This window comes from Streptomyces sp. NPDC050743, from assembly GCF_044456925.1.
GTDB lineage: Bacteria > Actinomycetota > Actinomycetes > Streptomycetales > Streptomycetaceae > Streptomyces.
On sequence record NZ_JBITGJ010000053.1, the window covers coordinates 1 to 19273 of the forward strand.

20 protein-coding genes and 3 pseudogenes are annotated in these 19273 nt (G+C 68.5%); 10 read left to right on the forward strand and 13 right to left on the reverse strand.

Annotated elements, in window-relative coordinates; all coding sequences use genetic code 11:
* Positions 1-105: 105 nt before the first annotated feature.
* The 4 genes from ACIBJF_RS34810 (at position 106) to ACIBJF_RS34825 (ending at position 2323) form a co-directional block, all read left to right on the forward strand.
* Positions 106-441 (forward strand): DUF4265 domain-containing protein, encoded by a 336-nt coding sequence (locus ACIBJF_RS34810; protein ID WP_399179832.1) that lies wholly within the window; start codon positions 106-108, stop codon positions 439-441.
* Between the two features lie 130 nt (positions 442-571).
* On the forward strand, positions 572-1027 hold the full coding sequence (locus ACIBJF_RS34815) for a hypothetical protein (RefSeq protein WP_399179834.1): 456 nt from the start codon (positions 572-574) through the stop codon (positions 1025-1027).
* Between the two features lie 499 nt (positions 1028-1526).
* Positions 1527-1874 carry a hypothetical protein gene (locus ACIBJF_RS34820; RefSeq protein ID WP_399179836.1) on the forward strand — a complete coding sequence of 116 codons (348 nt, stop codon included), beginning with the start codon at positions 1527-1529 and terminating at the stop codon, positions 1872-1874.
* Between the two features lie 248 nt (positions 1875-2122).
* Entirely contained in the window at positions 2123-2323 is a 201-nt protein-coding gene (locus ACIBJF_RS34825; protein ID WP_399179929.1) for a helicase associated domain-containing protein, read from the forward strand.
* A gap of 108 nt (positions 2324-2431) precedes the next feature.
* Here ACIBJF_RS34825 and ACIBJF_RS34830 read toward each other — a convergent pair whose 3' ends face one another.
* From ACIBJF_RS34830 to ACIBJF_RS34850, 5 genes are all read right to left on the reverse strand, one after another.
* Positions 2432-2716 (reverse strand): hypothetical protein, encoded by a 285-nt coding sequence (locus ACIBJF_RS34830; protein ID WP_399179838.1) that lies wholly within the window; start codon positions 2714-2716, stop codon positions 2432-2434.
* Between the two features lie 477 nt (positions 2717-3193).
* Positions 3194-4423, reverse strand: a complete 1230-nt coding sequence (locus tag ACIBJF_RS34835; protein ID WP_399179840.1) for a S8 family serine peptidase — start codon at positions 4421-4423, stop codon at positions 3194-3196.
* A 1392-nt stretch (positions 4424-5815) separates the two neighbouring features.
* Positions 5816-5965: a hypothetical protein gene (locus ACIBJF_RS34840; RefSeq protein WP_399179842.1), complete on the reverse strand. Its 150-nt coding sequence runs from the start codon at positions 5963-5965 to the stop codon at positions 5816-5818.
* Between the two features lie 166 nt (positions 5966-6131).
* Positions 6132-6506 (reverse strand): PIN domain-containing protein, encoded by a 375-nt coding sequence (locus tag ACIBJF_RS34845; RefSeq protein ID WP_399179844.1) that lies wholly within the window; start codon positions 6504-6506, stop codon positions 6132-6134.
* Complete coding sequence (locus ACIBJF_RS34850; protein ID WP_399179846.1) at positions 6503-6709, reverse strand: hypothetical protein; 207 nt, start codon at positions 6707-6709, stop codon at positions 6503-6505. The genes ACIBJF_RS34845 and ACIBJF_RS34850 overlap by 4 nt, the downstream gene beginning before the upstream one ends.
* Here ACIBJF_RS34850 and ACIBJF_RS34855 point away from each other — a divergent pair.
* Positions 6696-7055: pseudogene (locus tag ACIBJF_RS34855) on the forward strand (aldo/keto reductase); the annotation flags it as partial. The gene ACIBJF_RS34850 and the pseudogene ACIBJF_RS34855 sit on opposite strands and share 14 nt — an antisense overlap.
* Before the next feature lie 593 nt (positions 7056-7648).
* Here ACIBJF_RS34855 and ACIBJF_RS34860 read toward each other — a convergent pair.
* The gene (locus ACIBJF_RS34860; protein ID WP_399179848.1) at positions 7649-7906 is read right to left on the reverse strand and encodes a hypothetical protein; all 258 of its coding nucleotides are present in this window, start codon (positions 7904-7906) and stop codon (positions 7649-7651) included.
* A 30-nt stretch (positions 7907-7936) separates the two neighbouring features.
* Here ACIBJF_RS34860 and ACIBJF_RS34865 point away from each other — a divergent pair, with 30 nt between their 5' ends.
* Both ACIBJF_RS34865 and ACIBJF_RS34870 read left to right on the forward strand, forming a co-directional pair.
* Positions 7937-8236: a hypothetical protein gene (locus ACIBJF_RS34865; protein WP_399179850.1), complete on the forward strand. Its 300-nt coding sequence runs from the start codon at positions 7937-7939 to the stop codon at positions 8234-8236.
* Positions 8237-8278: 42 nt separating this feature from the next.
* Positions 8279-8572, forward strand: coding sequence for a hypothetical protein (locus ACIBJF_RS34870; RefSeq protein WP_399179851.1), 294 nt, complete (start codon positions 8279-8281; stop codon positions 8570-8572).
* A gap of 244 nt (positions 8573-8816) precedes the next feature.
* Here ACIBJF_RS34870 and ACIBJF_RS34875 read toward each other — a convergent pair whose 3' ends face one another.
* Entirely contained in the window at positions 8817-9620 is an 804-nt protein-coding gene (locus ACIBJF_RS34875; protein WP_399179853.1) for a Ku protein, read from the reverse strand.
* 716 nt (positions 9621-10336) lie between these two features.
* Between ACIBJF_RS34875 and ACIBJF_RS34880 the strand changes: the two genes are divergently transcribed.
* Positions 10337-11356, forward strand: a complete 1020-nt coding sequence (locus ACIBJF_RS34880) for an alpha/beta fold hydrolase (RefSeq protein ID WP_399179930.1) — start codon at positions 10337-10339, stop codon at positions 11354-11356.
* Between the two features lie 392 nt (positions 11357-11748).
* Here the strand turns inward: ACIBJF_RS34880 and ACIBJF_RS34885 are convergent, their stop codons facing one another.
* The 5 genes and pseudogenes from ACIBJF_RS34885 to ACIBJF_RS34905 form a co-directional block, all read right to left on the reverse strand.
* A complete protein-coding gene (locus ACIBJF_RS34885) occupies positions 11749-12396 on the reverse strand; it encodes a dihydrofolate reductase family protein (RefSeq protein ID WP_399179855.1) in 648 nt (215 codons plus the stop codon).
* A 120-nt stretch (positions 12397-12516) separates the two neighbouring features.
* Positions 12517-12873, reverse strand: a pseudogene (locus ACIBJF_RS34890) (transposase); the annotation flags it as partial.
* A gap of 912 nt (positions 12874-13785) precedes the next feature.
* A pseudogene (locus ACIBJF_RS34895) lies at positions 13786-14361 on the reverse strand (IS110 family transposase); the annotation flags it as partial.
* Positions 14362-14640: 279 nt separating this feature from the next.
* On the reverse strand, positions 14641-15303 hold the full coding sequence (locus ACIBJF_RS34900) for a response regulator (RefSeq protein WP_399179857.1): 663 nt from the start codon (positions 15301-15303) through the stop codon (positions 14641-14643).
* Entirely contained in the window at positions 15300-16481 is a 1182-nt protein-coding gene (locus ACIBJF_RS34905) for a sensor histidine kinase (RefSeq protein WP_399179859.1), read from the reverse strand. The genes ACIBJF_RS34900 and ACIBJF_RS34905 overlap by 4 nt, the downstream gene beginning before the upstream one ends.
* 212 nt (positions 16482-16693) lie before the next feature.
* Here ACIBJF_RS34905 and ACIBJF_RS34910 point away from each other — a divergent pair, with 212 nt between their 5' ends.
* Both ACIBJF_RS34910 and ACIBJF_RS34915 read left to right on the forward strand, forming a co-directional pair.
* Complete coding sequence (locus tag ACIBJF_RS34910) at positions 16694-17284, forward strand: DUF308 domain-containing protein (protein ID WP_399179861.1); 591 nt, start codon at positions 16694-16696, stop codon at positions 17282-17284.
* A 142-nt stretch (positions 17285-17426) separates the two neighbouring features.
* Entirely contained in the window at positions 17427-18086 is a 660-nt protein-coding gene (locus ACIBJF_RS34915; protein WP_399179863.1) for a SpoIIE family protein phosphatase, read from the forward strand.
* Positions 18087-18772: 686 nt separating this feature from the next.
* Here the strand turns inward: ACIBJF_RS34915 and ACIBJF_RS34920 are convergent.
* On the reverse strand, positions 18773-19180 hold the full coding sequence (locus ACIBJF_RS34920; protein WP_399179865.1) for a hypothetical protein: 408 nt from the start codon (positions 19178-19180) through the stop codon (positions 18773-18775).
* Between the last annotated feature and the right edge of the window lie 93 nt (positions 19181-19273).

Genomic DNA, 19273 nt, shown 5'->3' on the forward strand with positions numbered 1-19273 from the left:
TGGTCCGGGCAGGTTGGAACCCGGACGGTGCCGAGGGCGTAAGACCACCCGAGCCGCCGGCTCCGGTGGCGGCCTGAGCCGTAAATCCCCGCTCAACCCTGGAGGGTGACGCATCCCCTCCCTCCAGGGAGGGGAGCCTTCAACTACGGCATCTGCTACCGCGACGTGGTCACCATAGACAGCAACCACCTGGTTACTGTGGTGCTGGAGAAGTCCGGCCACCGGACCCTCCGGATCGCTCTCGTCGTCGACCATCCGGATCGGGAACAACTGCACGAACTCCTGCACGGCAGCGTCGTCGAGGCCGACTTGCCGCACGAATGGCTCCAGGGGACCTACCTCGCCGTGGACCTCCCGCCGGGCACGGACCCGACAGTACTCGTGAAGATCCTCAAGGCACCCGCTCAGGCTGGAGCTCTCCACTGGGAGATCGACTCCTGAGCCGAAAGCTCATTGGGACAGGAGTTTTGGGGCGACGCGGTGTTCCGCCCACCGGCCGCCACCGGCGCCCGGCTTGTGGGAAAGCCCCACGAGGGTGGGAAGATGTGGCGTGCCGTACCACATTGTGACCGTGACCGGCTCGCACCGCACCGGCTTCGGTCTCCAGGTCGAGCCCGCCGTCCCCATCAAGGCGTTGGCGGCCCGTGTCGGTGACTCCGACGTGCCCGTGCGGGGCGACACTCTGCTTCTGCTCTTTCCCGAGGGCCGCCACGGGCGGGCGATCCTTGCGGGCTTCGCCCTGGAAGCGTGGCGCGACGGGGACACGTACTTCAGTCGAAGCAGCCCCGATGAGCCCGAGTTCACCCTCGTCATCGGGACCGAGCGCGGACCGGAGGACCTTCCGTCGGGCACGGAGATCTGGTTGGACGATGCCGCTCCCACCGGCGGTGCGCGAAGCGGTGGTTGGAGCCGGATCGTCGCGCAGTTCGAGGACCTGCCGTGGGTGCGTGTCGATCCTGACGCGGACCCGGAGGCGATGCCGTCACATTCGCCGTCCTCTGAGCCTCCCCGAGATCCGATGACATGAGGTTCCCGGAGTGACGGAATGGGCGGGCGAATGTGCGACAGGGATTCCCCTACCGATAGCCGGGATCCTCACCTCACAGATGGCCACCCCTGCACCGGCTGGGAGCGCCCGGGCACCGCCGACACCCTCCACGACATCTTCAAAGTGCACGTCCTGTGGCGTACCAAGGAAGGCTGGAGCGGCCAGGAACTCGAAACCGCCCTGGGCGCCGAACCGACATGATCCCCCGGCCGGCCGTTCCACCCAACACCACCCACCGCTCGGTGCGCAGATGCCACGGTGTTCGCAGCAACTTCCGCACCGCCAAACAAGGGGGTCCGTGCGCCGTATCGTCTCGGCTGTCGCTCTGCTCGCTGTCCTGCCTCTCGCCGCCTGCTCCGCAAGAACCGCTTCCGGGGCAGCTCCGGCCGTTGCCGTGACGCGCATCGTGCCGGCCTCGGTGCCGCCCACCTCGACCGCCCCATCCGCCGGCCCTACGCCGACGTCCGCGGCACCGGCCATGACGGCCGTCGTGCTCAGGACGGCACCCCCGGCGGCTCCTCGGCCGCAGCTGACCAACGCCTCGGCGGTGGTCTCGCAGTACTACCAGGACATCACCGATCACGACTATGCGGCCGCCTGGGCGCTCGGCGGCTCGCACATCGCCGGGACGACCTACGACCGGTGGGTGGCCGGGTTCGCCACCACCCAGAGCATCACCCTGGGCACCAGCAGCGCATTCGGAGTCTCCCGCGTCCAGGCCGTCCTGTATGCCACCCAGAGCGACGGCACGCTCAAGACGTATGCCGGCGACTACACCGTGGCCGACGGCATCCTCGTCGGCGCCTCGATCCGCCAGACCGGCTGACGGTCAGTGGGAGCTCGTCCCGCCAGGCTTCGCTGACGGCGAGGCCCCGTTCCCGCAGCATGCCAGCCCTCTGCTTGCGATCTGCAGCGCTGTGGACTGCTCTGACGCTCAACGCTGCCAGGGCCTGCGAGAGGCCCCGGCGCCTTCCCGGGTCGGGAACAGCAGTGGCTGCTAGGCGCGTTGCGTGACCTGGCCCCGCTCCCGCCCGAGCAGCTCTCCGCCCAGCGGCACGGCGCGGCCGGACGGAGATCTGGGCGGCAAACCTGGCGACCGCCCCCCAATGCCGTCAGCGAGAAGGGCACCTGGAGGTCCCCCGGCAGCACATGGAAACGGGCGTCGGCCACGAGCACGCGCTGGGTGTGTTCATCGCCCACCATCGCAGCCGGAAAGCGAAGATGGCACCGCAGCGGGTAGAGGAACTGTCGACGCTGGGAATGCGCTGGTCTTGATCAGCTGATGCTCCGTCCGGGGCCGACAAGAGTGTCGGTGCTCGGTGCGGGTCGTCGGCCCCGGTGCGCGGCCAGTGCTACCAGAAGGCCGCCCCGACAAGCTCCTGATCACGTCGCCGTCACTCGCCGCCAGGGTGGCACCGTCGCCTGGCTCCACAAACCGTCCAGGTGCTTGTTCCACGTGGCGACAGCGGCCCTGGTGCCGTCGGTGTCCCTCGCGGGCCAGGATTTCAGATCGGTGCGGTAGCCCTTGGGGTCGTAGTACTCAGGGTCCGACAGACGCATGAGCGGCCGGGAGACCACATCGTAAAGACCGTGCAGCACCAACTCCCGGTTGATGATGCAGGACTTGTCCCTCGGTATCCCGGGATAGAGACGGAACTCGCTTGCCACCGTCACTCGCCCCCAACCCGTTGAGCCGCTCCGTGAATGCGGACGGCGAGTGGTCGTAGCCCTGGCACATCCGTTCCCGGTGTCGCCGGACTGCGGGGTCGTCGAGCGGTTCACCGTTCGGCCCCACCCTGGACGGGGCATCATGGGCTGCCCGGAATCCGGCACGAGCACTCTGATGCAGACACGCCTGGTCGGTCTGGGATCGTCGAGAAGCTCCTCCATGTGTTGGGGAAGCGCGCCGACGATCGTCTCCCCGGTACAGCCGTGAAAGGTGATCTCCACCGTCCGGGCGCGGAAGGCCTCGCCCACGAATCGGTCCAGTTCGCGCGGCTCCACCTGCGACCGCGCAGGTAGCCGAAGCGACGCGGTCAGGTCCTTCACCTTCGGGCGGCGTGCGTCTGCGTGTACGAGCCGCCGTCCCGGCGCGGGGCCCGGCAGTGGTACGCCGGGCGCCCGCGCCTCGGGGACAGGATGGGGTCAGCCTGCCTTGGCGAGGGCCGGGACGAAGCGGGCCGCGTCGATCGTTCCGACACCGGTCGCCATGTCGTAGCCCTTCACCGCGGTGTAGCCGGTGACTCCCGCGTAGCTGTTGTTCGTGCCGTCCTTCACGTCCACGATCCCGGTGGACGGGTTCGACGAGGACTTCGCGTACAGGGAGTACAGCGCCTTGTGGATGTCTCCCAGCCGGTGCCCGGCAACCTGGTCGGCCAGGGCCACGATTCCTGCGAAGAGCGGGCTGGCCTCGCTGGTGCCGACGTAGACCTCCCAGCCGACCCGCTTGGGGTCGTAGCTGGAGTACACCCATCCGCCGCCCTTCAGCGCGGCGGACATGGAGACGTCCGGGGTGCTGCGGTGACTGCCGGCCACCCCGTTCTGATACGAGGGACGGGCGAAGACGTGGGACTGGCCGCCGCCGCTGGCGCCGTGGTCGTTGTAGACGCTGTCCGGCGCGGTGCGGTTGCCGTTGGCGTCCAGGTGCAGCTGGGTGCCGCCGACCGAGACCACCAGGGGGTCGTCGGTCGGCCAGGCGTTGACCCTGTACGGATAGGTTGTCTGGCCGTTCGAGGTGGTGTCGGTGGGTCCGCTGTCGCCGGAAGCGTCGGTGACGGTCACACCGTGCTTGGCCGCGTCCTTGTAGGCGTACCGCAGGTTCTGGATGCTGGAGAAGTCACCCTTGCTGAAGCCGGGGAAGTTGTTCTCCGCCACGCCCCAGCTCTGGCTGATCACATCGCCCACGCCGCGGTCGATGAGCGATTTCTCGGCGTCCATGACCTCTTTCAGGCCGGTGGTGCCGTCCCCGATCCGGCCGACTCCGGTTTCCGCCAGGACGATGTGTGCGTCCGGGGCGATGGCATGCGCCATCTCCACGTCGAGGGTGGTCTCCCCGGCCCAGCCGAGCTGGTCGGCGTCGCTGGGGTCGAAGCGCGGGACGTTGCCCCACTTGACCACGTCGACATGGGTGCTCTTCATGCCGAACCGGGCGCTGTAGACGTCCAGGTCCTTCTGGATGGTCGGCGAGCCGAACGGATCCACGATCACGATCGTGCGCCCCTTGCCGGTCACTCCTGCCTTGTACAGCGGGTTCAGGTTGTACGCCTGGCGGTACTGGATCGCGTTGTAGCAGTCGAACCCCCACTTCGCCCGGCACTGCGCAGTGGTCATCAGGCTGCCGGGCGCGCTCTTCGACTGCTGCCCGGCCGCCGGCACGGGCTTGACTTCTTGCGCCGGTTGCACGGGGGCAGCGACGGCGACGGAACCAGACAAGAGCCCTGTTATCGCTGCGAAACTGGTGAGGCTGGTGACCCAGGCTGCGGCGACCGCAGTGCGCCGCCGCGCATGAATCCTGCGCATAGATGCTCCTCATAGTGGACTAGACCACGCTCGGCCGTTGACTGCGATCCCACCCCGAGGCCGTCCATGAGGCAAGGGATTGTCCCTGTGTGGCTTGTCACTGCTTCGTCCGCTTCGATCACCTATGTCCATGCCGAGCGTGTCCCGTACGGCCTGGGCAACCCATCCAGGGCGCGCATGCCGGTCTGGCTGTCGCACGGCTTCAGTCCAGGTGGCAGCGGGACCTTCGCGCGGCGGGTTGACTCCTGCGCAGCCGCGACCGGTCCGATATCTGCTATATCGGTTTTGTGAGATAGCTCCGCTCTGACCGCTTCGTGAGATACATCACGGTCTGATCTTCGACGAGTGGGCGACGCTTGAGCGGGATCGGGTGCCGCTGGAGCCCGACACGGCGTCACGCGCCCACTGACGCCGAGCGGAGTGGTCGGTGGTGCCGGAGCCCCCGGAGGGACGGCCGGACGCAGGTGACGGTCCGTCGAATGCGCCGGCCGACCCCGGCGGACACTCCAAGATCTTGTCCACTGCGAACCGCCGGGAGAGGCGACGTCCCCGAAAAGGCGGTTCGAAGCCATCCGCGTGATGGCCCGTGAGCACCCGCCGGCGCAGCCGGCCCGCCGGACGCTGCACGCCGCCGCCTCCGGGCACGACACCCGGCGGGACCGCCCGCCGTCGAACCGCCCGGCCGAGCACGCCTGGCCGACCGAGCCCACCATGGGCACCCGCACCACCTCCCCCGGCACCCACGGCTCCCGCCCGGTGCACGCCAAGCTCCGCCCGAGCCCGAGCATCCACGCCGGCCACGGCACCGTGGAACTGCCGATGCAGCACGCCGGCCTGCACGACCTGCCCGGCAACCGGCAACCCCACGCCCAGCACGCGACCCCATCCGCCTGCGCAGCTCATCCGCTTCGTCCAGCCCGCCGGGCTCCTCCTGGCAGGGCCAGGGCAGATGTCCGCCCGGCGGGCGGCACAGGGCGAGCACGTCCAGGACGACCGCTGTCTCCAGCAGGTCGTCGCGGCACTCCATCGCCTGCAGGCCCACCGTTGCCAGCAATCTGGTCCCGGTCGTCGCGCTCGTGCGCCACGGTCAGCTCCCGGCGGTCCATCACGTTGCTGTAGAGCAGGGCCGGAATGAGCTGGCCGATGCGGATCAGGTGCTCGCCGTACACGGCCTGTGCCGACCGGCTGGTCATCCACCGAGGGCACGGCTCAACGGCGGACGCTTGGTGCGGGATCATGTACGCTGCGCTACCGGCTGTCTGTCACATCAAGGCCGGAGACGTTCGCGTTCCAGGTGTGCTCCGTCGCCCGGTCTTGCGCCGAGGTGATCCACACGCTGTACGGGGCGACGCCCTGCGCACAGGCAAGAGCCAACAGAACTCGTTCGATCGTGCCCATACGCTGGGTATCGAGCGCTCCTGCGGCGCGCCGGCGGCATCGGCGAGGGCGTCAATATCCGCCTCCGGTTCCCGTAGCCGCTCGTCGCGCGTCGCCGTCTCGTTTTCCATACCCGCCGATCTGACAACCGTCTGCGGCCGGCGCCGCAGACCCGCCAGGCCGAAGGTCAGGTCGGGTTCAGTGGAGTAATGCCGGTGCCCGCGTACAGCGCGGGTTCCAGCGACAGGACAGTGAGTGGCTCGCCCGCCTTCACCGCCTGCCAGGCGATCGCTGCCGCGTGCGCCACCGGCCAGTCGACGTTTCTCCACTCCATCGCATCCACCGCGTGCGTCGAGGTGAACGGCACGTTCTCCACGAACCGTAGGGACGCCGCATGCTTGCCGGCACCAGCGACCTGCCGTTCGGCGGCCAGCACGGACAGCGACGGGATGATGACCCGGCCAGTGCCACGCGAGGCCTCGATGTAGAGGCCGGTGAAGAAGGGATCCGCACGGAACAGGGCGGCCAGAGCGGTGTGGTCCAAGACGGCCGTCAAGCTCATGCGGCGGCGCCGTCCTGATGGGCGCGGATCTTCGCCCAGGCGTCCTGGCCGACCTGCTGGACCTGCTCGGTGTACTCGATGCCGAGCTCCCGGGCAGCCTCTCGGGCGCGCTGCTCCCGCTCGGCCACCGTGAGCTCCCGGGCAGCGAGGTCCTCCAGCAGCTGCGTGATGGTGGTGCCGCGCTCCTCCACGCCGGCGGTCAACCAGATCGAGGTCCACCTCTTCTTCCAGCGGGCCACAGACCAGGAGCTGATGCGCGAGCACGGCATCCAGATCCAGTCCTGGGGTGGGTTCGCCGAAGGCAAGAACAACCTGTTCACGAACCCGCTGCTGAGCCAGATCGGTCAGGCTCACGGCAAGTCCGTGGCACAGGTCGTGCTCCGCTGGCTCACCCAGCGCGGCGTCGTCGCGATCCCCAAGTCCGTCCGTGCGGAGCGGATGGCGGAGAACATCGACGTCTTCGACTTCGAGCTGACCGACGAGCAGATGGCCTCCATCGCCACCCTCGACACCGGCGCGTCCCTGTTCTTCGACCACCGCGCCCCGGAGCAGCTGAAGCCCTCCGCTTCGCAGCTGACCACCGCGGCGGCGAGCGCCACGGCCGCCTTGATCCGTTTGCCTACCGGCTCGCGATGTACCTCAATGCTCCGGCACACGGTCCTTACGTTTTACAGCCCGTGCCGGCCCACCCGGCTTTGGTCCGCCGCCTGGACGATCGGCATCCGCGGCTCGCTGTCCCACCCCGTCACCGCGCGGGCACCGTCGCTGACCTCCAGCGTCAGTAGGCAGGGACCCGGGGCGTACTTGCGGGCGTTGGTCACCCTCGCTGACCACCAGCTGGGCCATCCCCATCGCGCGGCCCGACACGGGAAGCCCGTGCACGGCCTGCACATCCTCAAGGAACGACCGGGTCAGGGAATGCGGCCTCAGCGGTCTCCTCGCCGCCCTGGAACGTGGCGGACACCGCTAGCGGTCCGCTGGCCCCTTGCGCCCGTCGACGTTCACGAACCCCGGCTCACGCATCAGCTCGAAGCGGAACTCCTCGAACCCTGTGTCCGTCACATGTCGCCGTACGGCATGCCTGCGTGATCCACCACTCGGGGAGGGTATCGATCTGCGGTGTTCGAGTCAGCCGGCCGCCCCTATCGCTCCGCCCCGGCGACCCCCTGTGACGCCAGCTGCTTCGCGGCGGCCAGGATGCAGTCGCGCGGCACCATGACCACGCACTCGTCCTCGCCGATCGACGCGCCCACCTCGTTCATCCGCTCCGCCTCCGGCGCGGTCAGGAGGCGGCGCTTGCCGATCACGAGGAAGTCGCCGTCCTCCAACTCCAGGACGTCGGGGCAGCTGTTGTTCGCTCCGCACCCGCGCTGGGCGGGCGTCGAGCCGATGCGGCGCATGAGGCTCCTCGCAGTGACACGATTGGTGTTATGAACACCAATACGGACTGGGCGTACCGGGTGTTCGAGCCGCACGGGTCCGAGGGCTGGCGTCCCTACGGCAGCTACCCCGAACAGTGGCACGGCGCGATCACCGCTCCGGACACCGACGAGGGCGCCAAGCGCGCCATCGGCCGCATCGTCGCCGACCTCATGGCCGAGTGGGAGAGGACCGGCCTGCATCACGCGATGCACGTGCGGGTCTTCCTCTGGCACGACGAGGCGGGCGAGATGAAGGATGCGGACTTCGTCGTGGAGGTGCGGCCACGGTCGGACTTCGACGCAGCGTGATCTTTGGCGCAGGCGGCTCCTTACGGAGACAGGAACAGTGTCATGGGCACCGAGAGGACTTGGGCGTACCGGGTGGAGGAGCCGCACGGCTCCGCCGGCTGGCGACCCCTCGGCGGCCACTCCCCTCGCTGGCGGGGAAAGATCACCACCGATACCCCCAGGCAGGGCGCCGAGTACGTCGCCGCGCTCGTCGTCACCGACCTGGCGACCGAGTGGAAGGTGAACGGCATCTGCGAGCAGCACACGCGCGTGATCGTGTGGGCAGACGAAGAAGGCACCGGCCCGGACGACGCCGTCTTCACGGTGGAGATCCAGCCCCACGTCGGCGCAGAGTGACCAACCGCGGCGAAATCCGCGTCGAGCAGGGAAACCAGCCCGTGGAATCGGGAGAGATGGATTCAGGAACGCCCAGGCGAACCCCCTGCCACAAAGACACACCCTGTTACGCGGACTCGCTACCAGCTCACCTTCAACGCCAGCCTCATCCAGACCGGCACCGAGTCCTATCGCCTGGCTCGCACCGGGGCGCACAAAGCCAACGGACCAAGTGATCGCCTGTGATCAGCAGGGGCGAGGGGCCCTAAGCACTCGTGATCGCGGCAAGCAGTCCCTCGGCCGCGTCGAAGGCGATCGCCCCGTCGAGCGGGTTGGAGTAGATACGCGACCAGATGATCAGTCCGCCTCGGATGCGGGCGAACATCACCATGTCGAAGGCGAACTGCTTCCCGGTGGCCAGGACGCGGCCGTGGAGGCGGTAATCGGCGACGACGAGTTCGCGGTCGGTCGTCTCGTACACCTGGACGCGGTCCACGGCCGTGAGCTTCTGCCACGTGGTCATGGCGTCCATGAGGGCGAGCGCCCCCTTGATCTCGTCATCGGTCACCTCGGTCGGCGGCGGCAGCAACTCGGTGGGGTCGCGGATCTCGTCCGGCCAGCGCATGGCGTGGAGCACGAGAACATCGTCGCGGACGCGTAGCAGGCCGAGTCTCTCCCTGCCGCTCCACGCGTACTTCGCGACGACCGCCTTGGCCGAACGGCCGAGGGCCTGGACGAGCAGCTTGTACGGCTTGGCCGCCACCTGACTGGACGGCTGGAGGTGGGAGCCCTCCGCGATCTTCAGAGGATCGATCGACCCCAACAGCACGAACGCATCGATCTCGATGGCTTTCGCGGTCGACAACGGCAGGATACTCAGATCTTCGTCCGTGATCGGGATGACCTGGGTTTTGGTCAGTTCATAGGCCTTGCCGATCTCGTCCTGGGAGACCTCGCGGTCCTCCGGCTCGCAGATCTTGCGGTAGCGGATCCGGCCCATGTCCTCGATGCGGAACTGGTGAAACCGAATGCTGTGGTCATCCGTGGCGCCGACCACGTTAATCGGCACCGGCCAGGCCGAACGAAATGGCGCCGGACCAGACGGTTCGGGGCATGGCCAACCTCCGCAGTAGCCCCGAGCACCACAGCGAACGAACGACGCATCTGCCCCGCATGCGCGGCGCCGCCCGCGCGGCTCACTCTGTGGTCAATGGGCCTTGAATGAACTGCGGTTTTGCCGAATCACCTTTGGGGGCGGTGAGTAGATCTTCCGCGTGACGAGGCCACTACTGGCTGGTGGTCATCAGGGCAGTGGTTCCTGTGTCTCCATCCGCCGGACCGTATCTCTTCTTCCGGCACGTTCTTCCGATCGTCGTTGCTGGTGTGACCGCGTGTGTCCGACGCGGGAGGATGCGGGTAGATCCCGGGAGATGGTTCAAGTCGGGCTTCGGGCACCCGCATCCCCGGCGCGTCACCTGGCACAGCGAGGTGGCGGCTCCGTGAGCCCGAAGGGCACCGCCCCCTGAGCGGCGGCGCGTACTGCTTCTGTGCCGTATGCCACATGAGTCGTCTTGTGATGAGCCGCACTCGCACCCAGAAGTGCAGGTCGCGACGGCACTCCGATGCCTCCGGGGCGGATCTGGCCGAGGCGAGGTGTGATGTAGCCAACTCCAATAAATCGACTTGTCGATTTAGATTCCTCCAACGCGCATGAGGTTACGAGCGCGTTAACCGACGAGTCGCCGAGGGCGCGTGCGCCCCTGGAGAGGAGTCACTGTGGCGAGCATCCCTCCACAGCCTGGCGAGCCCGCGCAGCTCCGTGTGATCCATAAGTCCATCCCGCGCCAGTACCGCATCGTGCACGGCCACCGCTGGGCGTTCCGCATGGCCGGCAAGGGCCCGGCCGTGCTGCTGATCCATGGCATCGGTGACTCGTCCGACACCTGGGCCGATCTGATTCCCGAGCTGGCTCGCCACTACACGGTGATCGCTCCGGACCTGCTGGGCCACGGGTCCTCCGACAAGCCCCGCGGCGACTATTCGGTGCCCGCCTATGCCAACGGGATGCGGGACCTGCTGGGGGTGCTGGGCATCGACAAGGTGACGCTCGTCGGGCACTCCCTGGGCGGCGGGGTGGCCATGCAGTTCACCTACCAGTTCCCCGAGCGCACCGAGCGGCTGGCGCTGGTGAGTACCGGCGGGGTGGGCCGCGGCGTCACCCCGGCGTTGCGCGCGGCCTCGCTGCCCGGAGCCCATCTGGTCCTGTCCTCGCTGCGGCTTCCGACGGTGCGGGCGCAGACCGTCTTGACGATCCGGCTGCTGAAACTGCTCGATACCGGGCTCGGTCAGGACGCCCCGGATCTGCTGCGGCTGGTGGACGCGCTGCCCGATGCGGCCTCGCGTGATGCGTTCATCCGCACGTTGCGCGCAGTGGTCGACTGGCGTGGCCAGGTGGTGACCATGCTCGACCGCTGCTATCTGACTGCCGGTATGCCGACCCTGCTGGTCTGGGGCTCGCGCGACCAGGTGGTGCCCGCCCGGCACGCCGAGGTGGCGCACGCGGCGATGCCCGGCAGCCGCCTGGAGGTTTTCGAGGGCGCGGGCCACTTCCCCTTCCACACCGATCCGCAGCGGTTCCTGGCCGTACTGGAGGACTTCATCGCCACGACGGAGCCGGTCTCCCGGAGCGCGGAGGAGTGGCGCGAGCTGATGCGCTCGGGCGGCTCTGACGCGGGGGCGCCGACGCACCCGCGCACGGCGGTTCCCGCGGCCAGGCGCGAGAGTCCGGCCTCTCTGCGAGGCTGAGGACCATCCGTGTCCCGGTCCAGCGCGGGGACGCAAGCTCTGCCGCCGCTCCGCAGATCACTGCGGTAGCCGCCGCTGCCTTCGGCAGCCCCGGCACCGGTTTGCCCCGGTCCGCCGCGACAAGCAGCGTGACCTGGTCGTCGAGGTGCAGGGACGGGAGCTGCCCACCCGCCCTGAGACGGAGGTCGCCCCGATTCAGGGGGTGCCATCGGCGCGGCCCGGTTGGGGGCTGCCTTGAGGCGCACAACCGTCGGCAGGTCTGCTGCACGTGTGGGTGGTGGGTGGTTGTGGGCGACTACCGGGGACTGCAGTGGTAACTCGCCCACGTCTACGCGTTCATCTGCTGGAACGCTCGCGTCGACCGTGCTGAGGTTCCCGCGTTGTCTCTCTTGTCATTTGCGCCAGAAGAGGTGGTGCATCACGCCGCTCGGGCTGGGCACGACCTCCATGTGGAACCGGTCCAGCAGCTGTTGGGGCGAGTCCCACAGGCGTAGCCCGGACCCGAGCTTCACCGGTGAGACGGCCACATGCATGGTGTCGACGAGGTCGGCGTCGAGGAACTCCCGGATGGTGGTCACGCCGCCGCCGAGCCGGACGTCCTTGCCCTGCGCAGCCTGCCGCGCCTGCGCGAGAACGGTGGCGGGGTCGCCGTCCACGAAATGGAACGTGGTGTCGGAGAGCGTGAACGATGGACGCTTGTGGTGGGTCAGGACAAACACTGGCGTGTGGAAGGGCGGCTCGTCACCCCACCAGCCGCGCCACTCGTGGTCGTGCCACGGGCCGCGCTGGGGTCCGAACTTGTTGCGGCCCATGATCTCGGCGCCGATGTTGTGGCTGAAGTCCCGGGTGAAGTAGTCGTCGAGGCCCCGGCTTCCCCCGGGCTCGGCGCGCATGGGCCAGCTCGCCGTGGCGCCGGCCCAGGCGAAGAGCCTTCCCGGATCGATGTTGTGGCCGAAAGGCCGCTCCAGGCTCTGGTCCTCGCCTGCGGCGACGCCGTCGCTCGAGATGGTGAAGTTCTGCACGCGCAGCAGCTGATCCATGTGTTCCCTCATCAGGTCCTGTCGCTCGTCGTATGGCGATGCGTCCTACATCAGGATGTCGAACGGGACGTGGCTGGATCGACAGCGGCGCCTAGGTTCTTCCACAGCGTGGACTTGAAGGGGGCGTCCGCCCGAGCGGATACCTCTCTCGCTGCGGATGCGGGCGCGTTCCTTGCGTTGCTCGGCGAGTACGTCGGGGTGGCGGGCGTGGGCGTTGCGCCACCGCAGGTAGCGGTGCAGGGCCTGGGTCTGTGCCGGGTGGCTGCGGTGATGGGAGTTGGCCAGGGCGAACTGCCGCAGCGGGCCGAAGTATGCCTCGATCGGCTTGACCCAGGAGGCGTGAGTCGGGGTGAAGCACAGTTGGACTTTGTTCTGCTTCGCCCAGCGGCGAATCGTCGCGCCGGTGTGGGCGGAGAGGTTATCCAAAATGACGTACATCAGGGCGCCGTCGGGTCGGTCGGCGCGGATCGACTTCATGATATTCCGCCTCACACGGCTCCGGCGGTGTGGCAAGGACACCGACGACCGAGGCTGCGGACCGCCAGAACAGCGCAGTCGCGGGCTTGTAATCCGGATCGTGGTCGTAGGGACACCACAGGACCTGGAGCAGATCAGCCTGTCCGCGCGGCCGCAACAGCGGCACGTCGCGCACATACGGCTGGGCCCCGGGCAACATGGGGATCGGACACTCCGCGGGCGCAGGCCCGGCACCGAGTCGCTTCGCAAACCTCGCAGCGATCTGTTCCTTGGCCGCCTCCTCCTCGGGCGTAAAGGCGGGAGCATGGGGATCACCCTGCAGCCGGGCCAGCCTGCGCCTGTCCACCCGTACCTCTGCCAGCGGCCGGCGGAACCCACTGTCACGGTGCAGGTACGAGTCTTCGCATGCGGCCACGGCTCCCGAGCCGGCCACAGCAACGGCCCTGCGACCGAACTCTCCCCCACCGAAGGCGACCCGGGACGGGGATGCAGCCGCACCGCAGGACGCGCCAACAAAGCCAGCTCAGGAAAGACCGCAGTCACCTCAACAGGCCGCGCCGGAGCCGTACGCACGAAACCCATGCCGGTGATCCTGCCACCAGCCACCGACAGTCCCCTGCCACCTCAACCGGCGTCAACGCTCAACTGGCTGCAACGCCCACCAACCCAGCCACGGCGACGACACGTCTGATATGTGGCAACTACCGTGCCTCTGCTCACTCTGACGGGAACAGTCCGTTGGCGATCTGGTTGAACTGATCGGCCGCCATCACCCCGCGCCGGCCCCCCGCCCCGAAGCGGCTCACCGCCGCGGTCTGGCACCGGGGCGCGCGCGGTGGCCTGGGCAGCGCACCGGGGCCGCCGGGACGGTCGGTGGGTCTGGGCGCGCGGGCGTGCTGGCGTGCCATGCCGTGCCGGGGATCCGTAGCGCTCCAGGAGCCAGATGGTGGCGGGGTGGTCCAGGCGGGGTCCCAGGACGCGTTCGAGGCTGGGTTGGAACTGGGTGAGCAGGCCGCGGATGCGGTTGGAGGTGCGGTTGGCCTCGCCGGCCAGGTCCTGGTCGAAGCCGACCAGCATGGTCAGCTCGGCGGTGATCTCGTCGGCCAGTTCGAGGGAGCGCAGGGTGTGGGGCATGGTGCGGGCGGCGTCTGCGATGACAGCCGCGTCGCGCGCGTCGGTCTTGGCCTCACCCGGGTAGAGGTCGGCGATCCGGCGCATCGCGAGTCCGGGCAGGTAGGCGACCTTGCAGCCGGCGTCGCGGGCGACGGTCAGCGGCAGGGCGCCGATGGAGGCGGGCTGGTCCACGACCACCAGGACGGTTCCGAACTTGGCCTTGAGCTTGTCGAAGACTGCCCGCAACCGGGGTTCGCCGTTCGGCAGGCCTTTGTCGAAGACCTTCTTCCCGGCCGGGGTGAGTCCGTGGCCGTGATGGTTGCTCTTGCCGACGTCCAGGCCGAGGAAGACGCCCGTCTCGTCGATGTCGATCACCGTGCCCCCACGTTTCCCGAACACCCTCTTGACCGCGCTGTGTGAAGATCGACGACGAGATCGGAGAGACCCGGTGGATGGGACGGCCGCCGTTGCTGACCGACTCCGAGCTCGTCTGCCTTGCCGTGGCGCGAGCCTGCTCCGCAGGTACAGGTCCAGGAACGCCGCTCGCGCCGTGCGACGGCGAGGACTTCCAGGTATGTGCCCGCGCCGGCCCGCCCGCCGGGCCGCGCGGCTTCGCCGTGGCGGCCACCTGTTTCGGGGTTCTGCTCGGCAGGCTCAGGGGTAGAGGCCGGCCCGGAAGGTGAACGAGACGAGTTGCGCTCGATCACGTGCGCCGACCTTCGTCATGGCCCGCACCGCATGCGTCTTCACGGTGAACGGCGACACGGACATCTGGGCCGCGATCTCGTCGTTGCCGAGACCGCTCGCGACGAGAACGACCACGTCCCGCTCCCTGGGTGTAAGGGCGTCGAAGCGTCGCAGCAGTTCCTGGTCGATCACCGGGGGCGGACTGTTGGTCATGTGACCGATGAGCGCGGCCGTCGCGGCGGCCGACAGCGCACCGCCACCGCCAACGACCTCGGTGATTCCGGCGACGAGTTCAGCGGGGCTCACGGTCTTGCTCAGGAAACCGTTGGCGCCCGCGCGAAGGGCGGCGAGAACGATGTCGTCCTGGTCGAAAGTGGTCAGCACGATCACCCGCATCTTTTCGGGTGGGTACTCTTTGCGGATCCGGCGGGTGGCCTCGACACCGTCGATGCCTGGCATCCGGATGTCCATCAGGACCAGGTCGACGGGGTGGTCCCGGAGGAAGGGGACGACCTGGAGTCCATCGGAGAGATCACCCGCAACGACGAGGCTTGGGTCGAGCCGGAGCATCGCTTTGATGCCGGCCCTTATCTCGTCCTGGTCGTCGACGATCAGGATCTGCGTCGTCATACGGCGGCTCCCAGGGGGCTGAACTCCGCATGGACCCGGAATCGCCCGTCGTCACTGTCGATCGTCAGCCGCCCGTTGGAGGACTCGACGCGTTCGCGCATCCCCACGAGTCCGAGTCCGCTGCCCGAGCCGGAGCCCCGCGGTGAGTGGCCGACGCGGTTCTCCACGGTGACGCAGATCCTGCCGTCGCGCTCGCGCACATCCACCGTTGCCGCCCCCTCTCCATGCCGGTAGGCGTTCGTGAGTGCTTCCTGAACGACCCGGTAGACCGTCACGCCGACGCTGGGCTCCACGAAACCGGCGGGCATGTCGACGGACGGCCGGACGTCGAGGCCGATGCTCTCGAAAGAGGCGATAAGGCCTTCCAGGCCGCTGAGCGCCGGGGTCGGCCGGAGCGCCTCGTCGTCGGAGATGTCGTCTCCGAGGCGGAGGAGCGCGAGGATCCGCTGCGTTTCGGCGACGACGGTGCGGGCGCTGGACCTGGCTGAGACGAGGGCCTGCCGGGAGGACTCGGCGTCTTCGGGCAGCCCGATCTCCGCGGCACCGAGATGCAGGCTCAGCATCGCGACCTGGTGGCCGATGACGTCGTGGAGGTCCCGGGCGATGCGGAGTCGTTCCTCGGTCACCCGTCGGGTGGCTTCGATCTCACGCGTGGCGATGGCGCTTTCGGCCCGTTCCTCCAGGGTGCGCCAGTGCTCTCGATGGATACGCAGCGCGGCCCCTGTCGCACCCCCTGCTATCGCTGAGAAGAGTGCGGCGGCTCCCACGATCGCGCCGCCACGGAATCCTCCCAGCGTCATGAACGCGCCCAGGAAGAACACCGCCACGATGCCGGTTCCGGCCAGCGGCTGCTTTCCCCTGAGGGTGACCGAGAACAGCACGAGCACCGCCATCATCCACACCGACAGGGGGTCGTGGCCCACCGCTGTCACGGCGAAGGACGCCGCGCTCGCCACGACCAGTCCTGCCCACGGCCTCCACCATGAGAGGGCGACACCGCCACCGGCGAGGACCACGGAGAGGGCCGTCGGCCAGTCCGACCCTCTCAGGATCGCTGCCACGATCTGGCCGGTGAACACCAGCGCGGCCACCGAATAGGCGGCGAGGTGCAGCGCCTCGGGGCGGCGGACCCACACGGGTGCCACGGGCCCGTCCTGATTGTTCTGCGCCTTGACCATGGCCTGATTCTCGTGCACGTGTGCTGCGGCCGTGTACTTCGAATGATGTAGACGCCGAGCCCGGTCCGGGCGATGGGGACGGCGGAACTCATTCAATTCGAAGTGGATGGCAGAACTACTTCGCTCGAAGTACACGGCCCCTCCCAAAACCTCTGAGACTCCTCATCGAGGCGACCGTCTCACACCATCACGATCACAAAACGGGACACTCGATGACTCAGACCACCGTGACTTCGCGCACGACCACGACGACTTCCTCCGGGCTCCGATCGCTCTACCTGATCCGAGTCGCCTTCTCCCTGATCTGGGTGGCACTCGTCGTCACGACCTCCGCCTCGCTCGTGTCGACGGACAGGCCCACAGTGATCGCGGCCGTACTGCTCGTTGTCTACCCCCTATGGGACGTCATCGCCACGCTCCTCGAGCGTCGCATGGCCGGCACCGGCTCCACGGACCGCTTCGGTACCACCAACATGGCTCTCGGCCTCGCCACCGCCGCCGGGATGATCACCGCCGTCTTCTCCACCATCGGGACGACCCTGCTCGTGTTCGGCATCTGGGCCCTCCTTTCCGGAGCGATCCAGCTCGTCGTGGCGATCCGGCGTCGACACACCGTCGGTGCCCAGTGGCCCATGATCGTCAGCGGCGGACTGTCCGTCCTAGCCGGTGCCTCCTTCGCCGCCATGTCCGCCTCGGCGACGAGCAGCCTGTCCGCCGTCGCCGGATACTCAGCCTTCGGTGCCTTCTGGTTCCTCGTCTCCGTCACCGCCCTGAGCATCCGCAACCGACGGGAAAAGCGTTGACCACCGCCGTCGGAGCCACCGCCTCTCCCGCAGGCGCAGTCTCTTTACTACTGCTGATAGTGCATCGGCCCGCGCCAGGCCGCTTCGAGAAGACCATCGCCGCGTACAAGGCTCTCAAGGTGCTGCTCGCCAACGGTGATCAGTGGTCGTACGCGATCAGGGATCGGGTGACCCGGGCGCTCGACCCACCGCTCGGCGCCCGCCCCGAACACATCCCCCGCCCCAAGCCAACACCACCTACACCCCCAGCGACACCCTCATCCTCTACACCGACGGCCTCATCGAACGCCGCGACGAGGACATGGACACCGGCCTGACCTGCCTCACCTCCACCCTCGCCACCTGCACCGGGTTCGGCGCCGAACACCCCCGCCGACGCCCTCCTCCCCCGCCTGGACCTCACCAGCGGCACAGACGACGACATCGCCATCGTCGTCGTCCGCCTGGAACGAACAACCCGACCATACCGATCACGCCCGACGCCGTCATCACGGTGAGCGTGCGGCCATGGGGGCAGACGGTCGGACCGGTGCGGTCGCACGGCGGCCCCGGCAGCCCACCCCGCCAACACAGCCGAGAGCGGCAGGGCTTCGTCACGATGCCCGTCACGCAGCAACTGCCGATCCCTCGCCCCCTGACCTCATCCCGGACGCCACCGGCACCGCCGCCCTCCACACCGCGCACCGGCAGGCCAAGACACACAACACCGTCCCCGTCGCCATCAAATCCGAAGAAAGACGTCTGCGCTGGTCCGTCAAAACGGGCACGCTCACCGCCGGCTCCAGCCACACCACCGACGTAGCCGTGAACGATGCAGCCCGGGCCGCGATCACGCGCCTGGTCCACAACCGCGAGGTCGCATGGGACGCCCACACAGGCCCGGTCTCCCTCCTGATGCACGGCGTGCGCGGCGAAGAGCGATCCCGCGCCCCGTACGCAGACCTTCAGCCGCTGACCCGCGCGGTGCCCGCTGCCGAACTGCACGAGCAGCTGGCCCGGTCTCCGCCGCTGCCTGCTGCCTGCTGCCCGTCCGGAAATGAACCCGATCTTTCCGGGGCAGCCGAGCAGCACAACGCGTCTTTCACGCCCGCAGAGCCGGATGGCCCATTCACCCGGAGAGGACCATGCCCCTCTCAACCTCACTCTTGATCACTTGGCTGCCGAGGACCACCCACTTGTACCGAGCGCTTTCCCGCCCGGCAAGTCCCTCACCTGCCAGCGGATCGGCTTGAGGTTCGGTGTGCCCCAGACGGCTGCGGCGCGATCACGCCATGAGATGAGCTCGGCCTGGCCCAGGTGGCTGGGGAAGGCGCCGCCCGAAGACGGGATACGCCACGCCCGCCGTCCACACCGATGGTCGCTTCACCCCCTGGCACGCCGCCTGCGACCGGAGTGTGGACCGCCCAGCAGACCGCCGGAACGTGATGGACCGCCGCACCACAGGGGTGCAGCGGTCCCGTCACGTGCCGAGGTTCCAGCCGAGCGCGGCTATTCGGCTTCAGCCAAGTATCGGACGGAGTCCACCACGAACTCGCCGTGGTGGAGGGCCGATCCGATGACCTCTAGCCGCGCGTACTGCTCCTGGGTCAAAGACCTGACACCGGCGACCACCATGGCCCGCAGCAACAACCGAAAGGCCAGCTCCGGGGTGCAACGGCGGGCGCAGTCCACGAGCGCCGCCCGCACGTCAGCCTCCAAGAACCCTGCCTCCTCGATCTCGGCGAGGACCGCGTCCAGCTGAGCCACACCGTCTTCCACGTCCGCCCCGGCCAGGGGACGTGCGCCCGCCTTCGCCGACAGGCGGGCGTCACACAGGGCGACGACCGTCCGCGTCCACTGCGCTCCTTCCCCGACCTGCTCGAAGCTCGGCAGGTAATCCGCCCCGGCGTCCCACAACACCTCCAACGTCTTGGAGACCGGCCGCCTCGCGCTCCTCCGGGACCGGTGCGAAGCGGCCCCGGAGGTGACGAGGAAGGGACATCCCCTCGG

Bases quoted from the DNA above. Each gene is read 5' to 3' on its own strand.
- ACIBJF_RS34860 (WP_399179848.1), bottom strand. From the start codon at position 7,906: ATGCGCCGCATCGGCTCGACGCCCGCCCAGCGCGGGTGCGGAGCGAAC.
- ACIBJF_RS34905 (WP_399179859.1), bottom strand. From the start codon at position 16,481: ATGGTCAAGGCGCAGAACAATCAGGACGGGCCCGTGGCACCCGTGTGG.
- ACIBJF_RS34900 (WP_399179857.1), bottom strand. From the start codon at position 15,303: ATGACGACGCAGATCCTGATCGTCGACGACCAGGACGAGATAAGGGCC.
- ACIBJF_RS34885 (WP_399179855.1), bottom strand. From the start codon at position 12,396: ATGGATCAGCTGCTGCGCGTGCAGAACTTCACCATCTCGAGCGACGGC.
- ACIBJF_RS34845 (WP_399179844.1), bottom strand. From the start codon at position 6,506: ATGAGCTTGACGGCCGTCTTGGACCACACCGCTCTGGCCGCCCTGTTC.
- ACIBJF_RS34840 (WP_399179842.1), bottom strand. From the start codon at position 5,965: ATGGGCACGATCGAACGAGTTCTGTTGGCTCTTGCCTGTGCGCAGGGC.
- ACIBJF_RS34870 (WP_399179851.1), top strand. From the start codon at position 8,279: ATGGGCACCGAGAGGACTTGGGCGTACCGGGTGGAGGAGCCGCACGGC.
- ACIBJF_RS34865 (WP_399179850.1), top strand. From the start codon at position 7,937: ATGAACACCAATACGGACTGGGCGTACCGGGTGTTCGAGCCGCACGGG.
- ACIBJF_RS34820 (WP_399179836.1), top strand. From the start codon at position 1,527: ATGACGGCCGTCGTGCTCAGGACGGCACCCCCGGCGGCTCCTCGGCCG.
- ACIBJF_RS34910 (WP_399179861.1), top strand. From the start codon at position 16,694: ATGACTCAGACCACCGTGACTTCGCGCACGACCACGACGACTTCCTCC.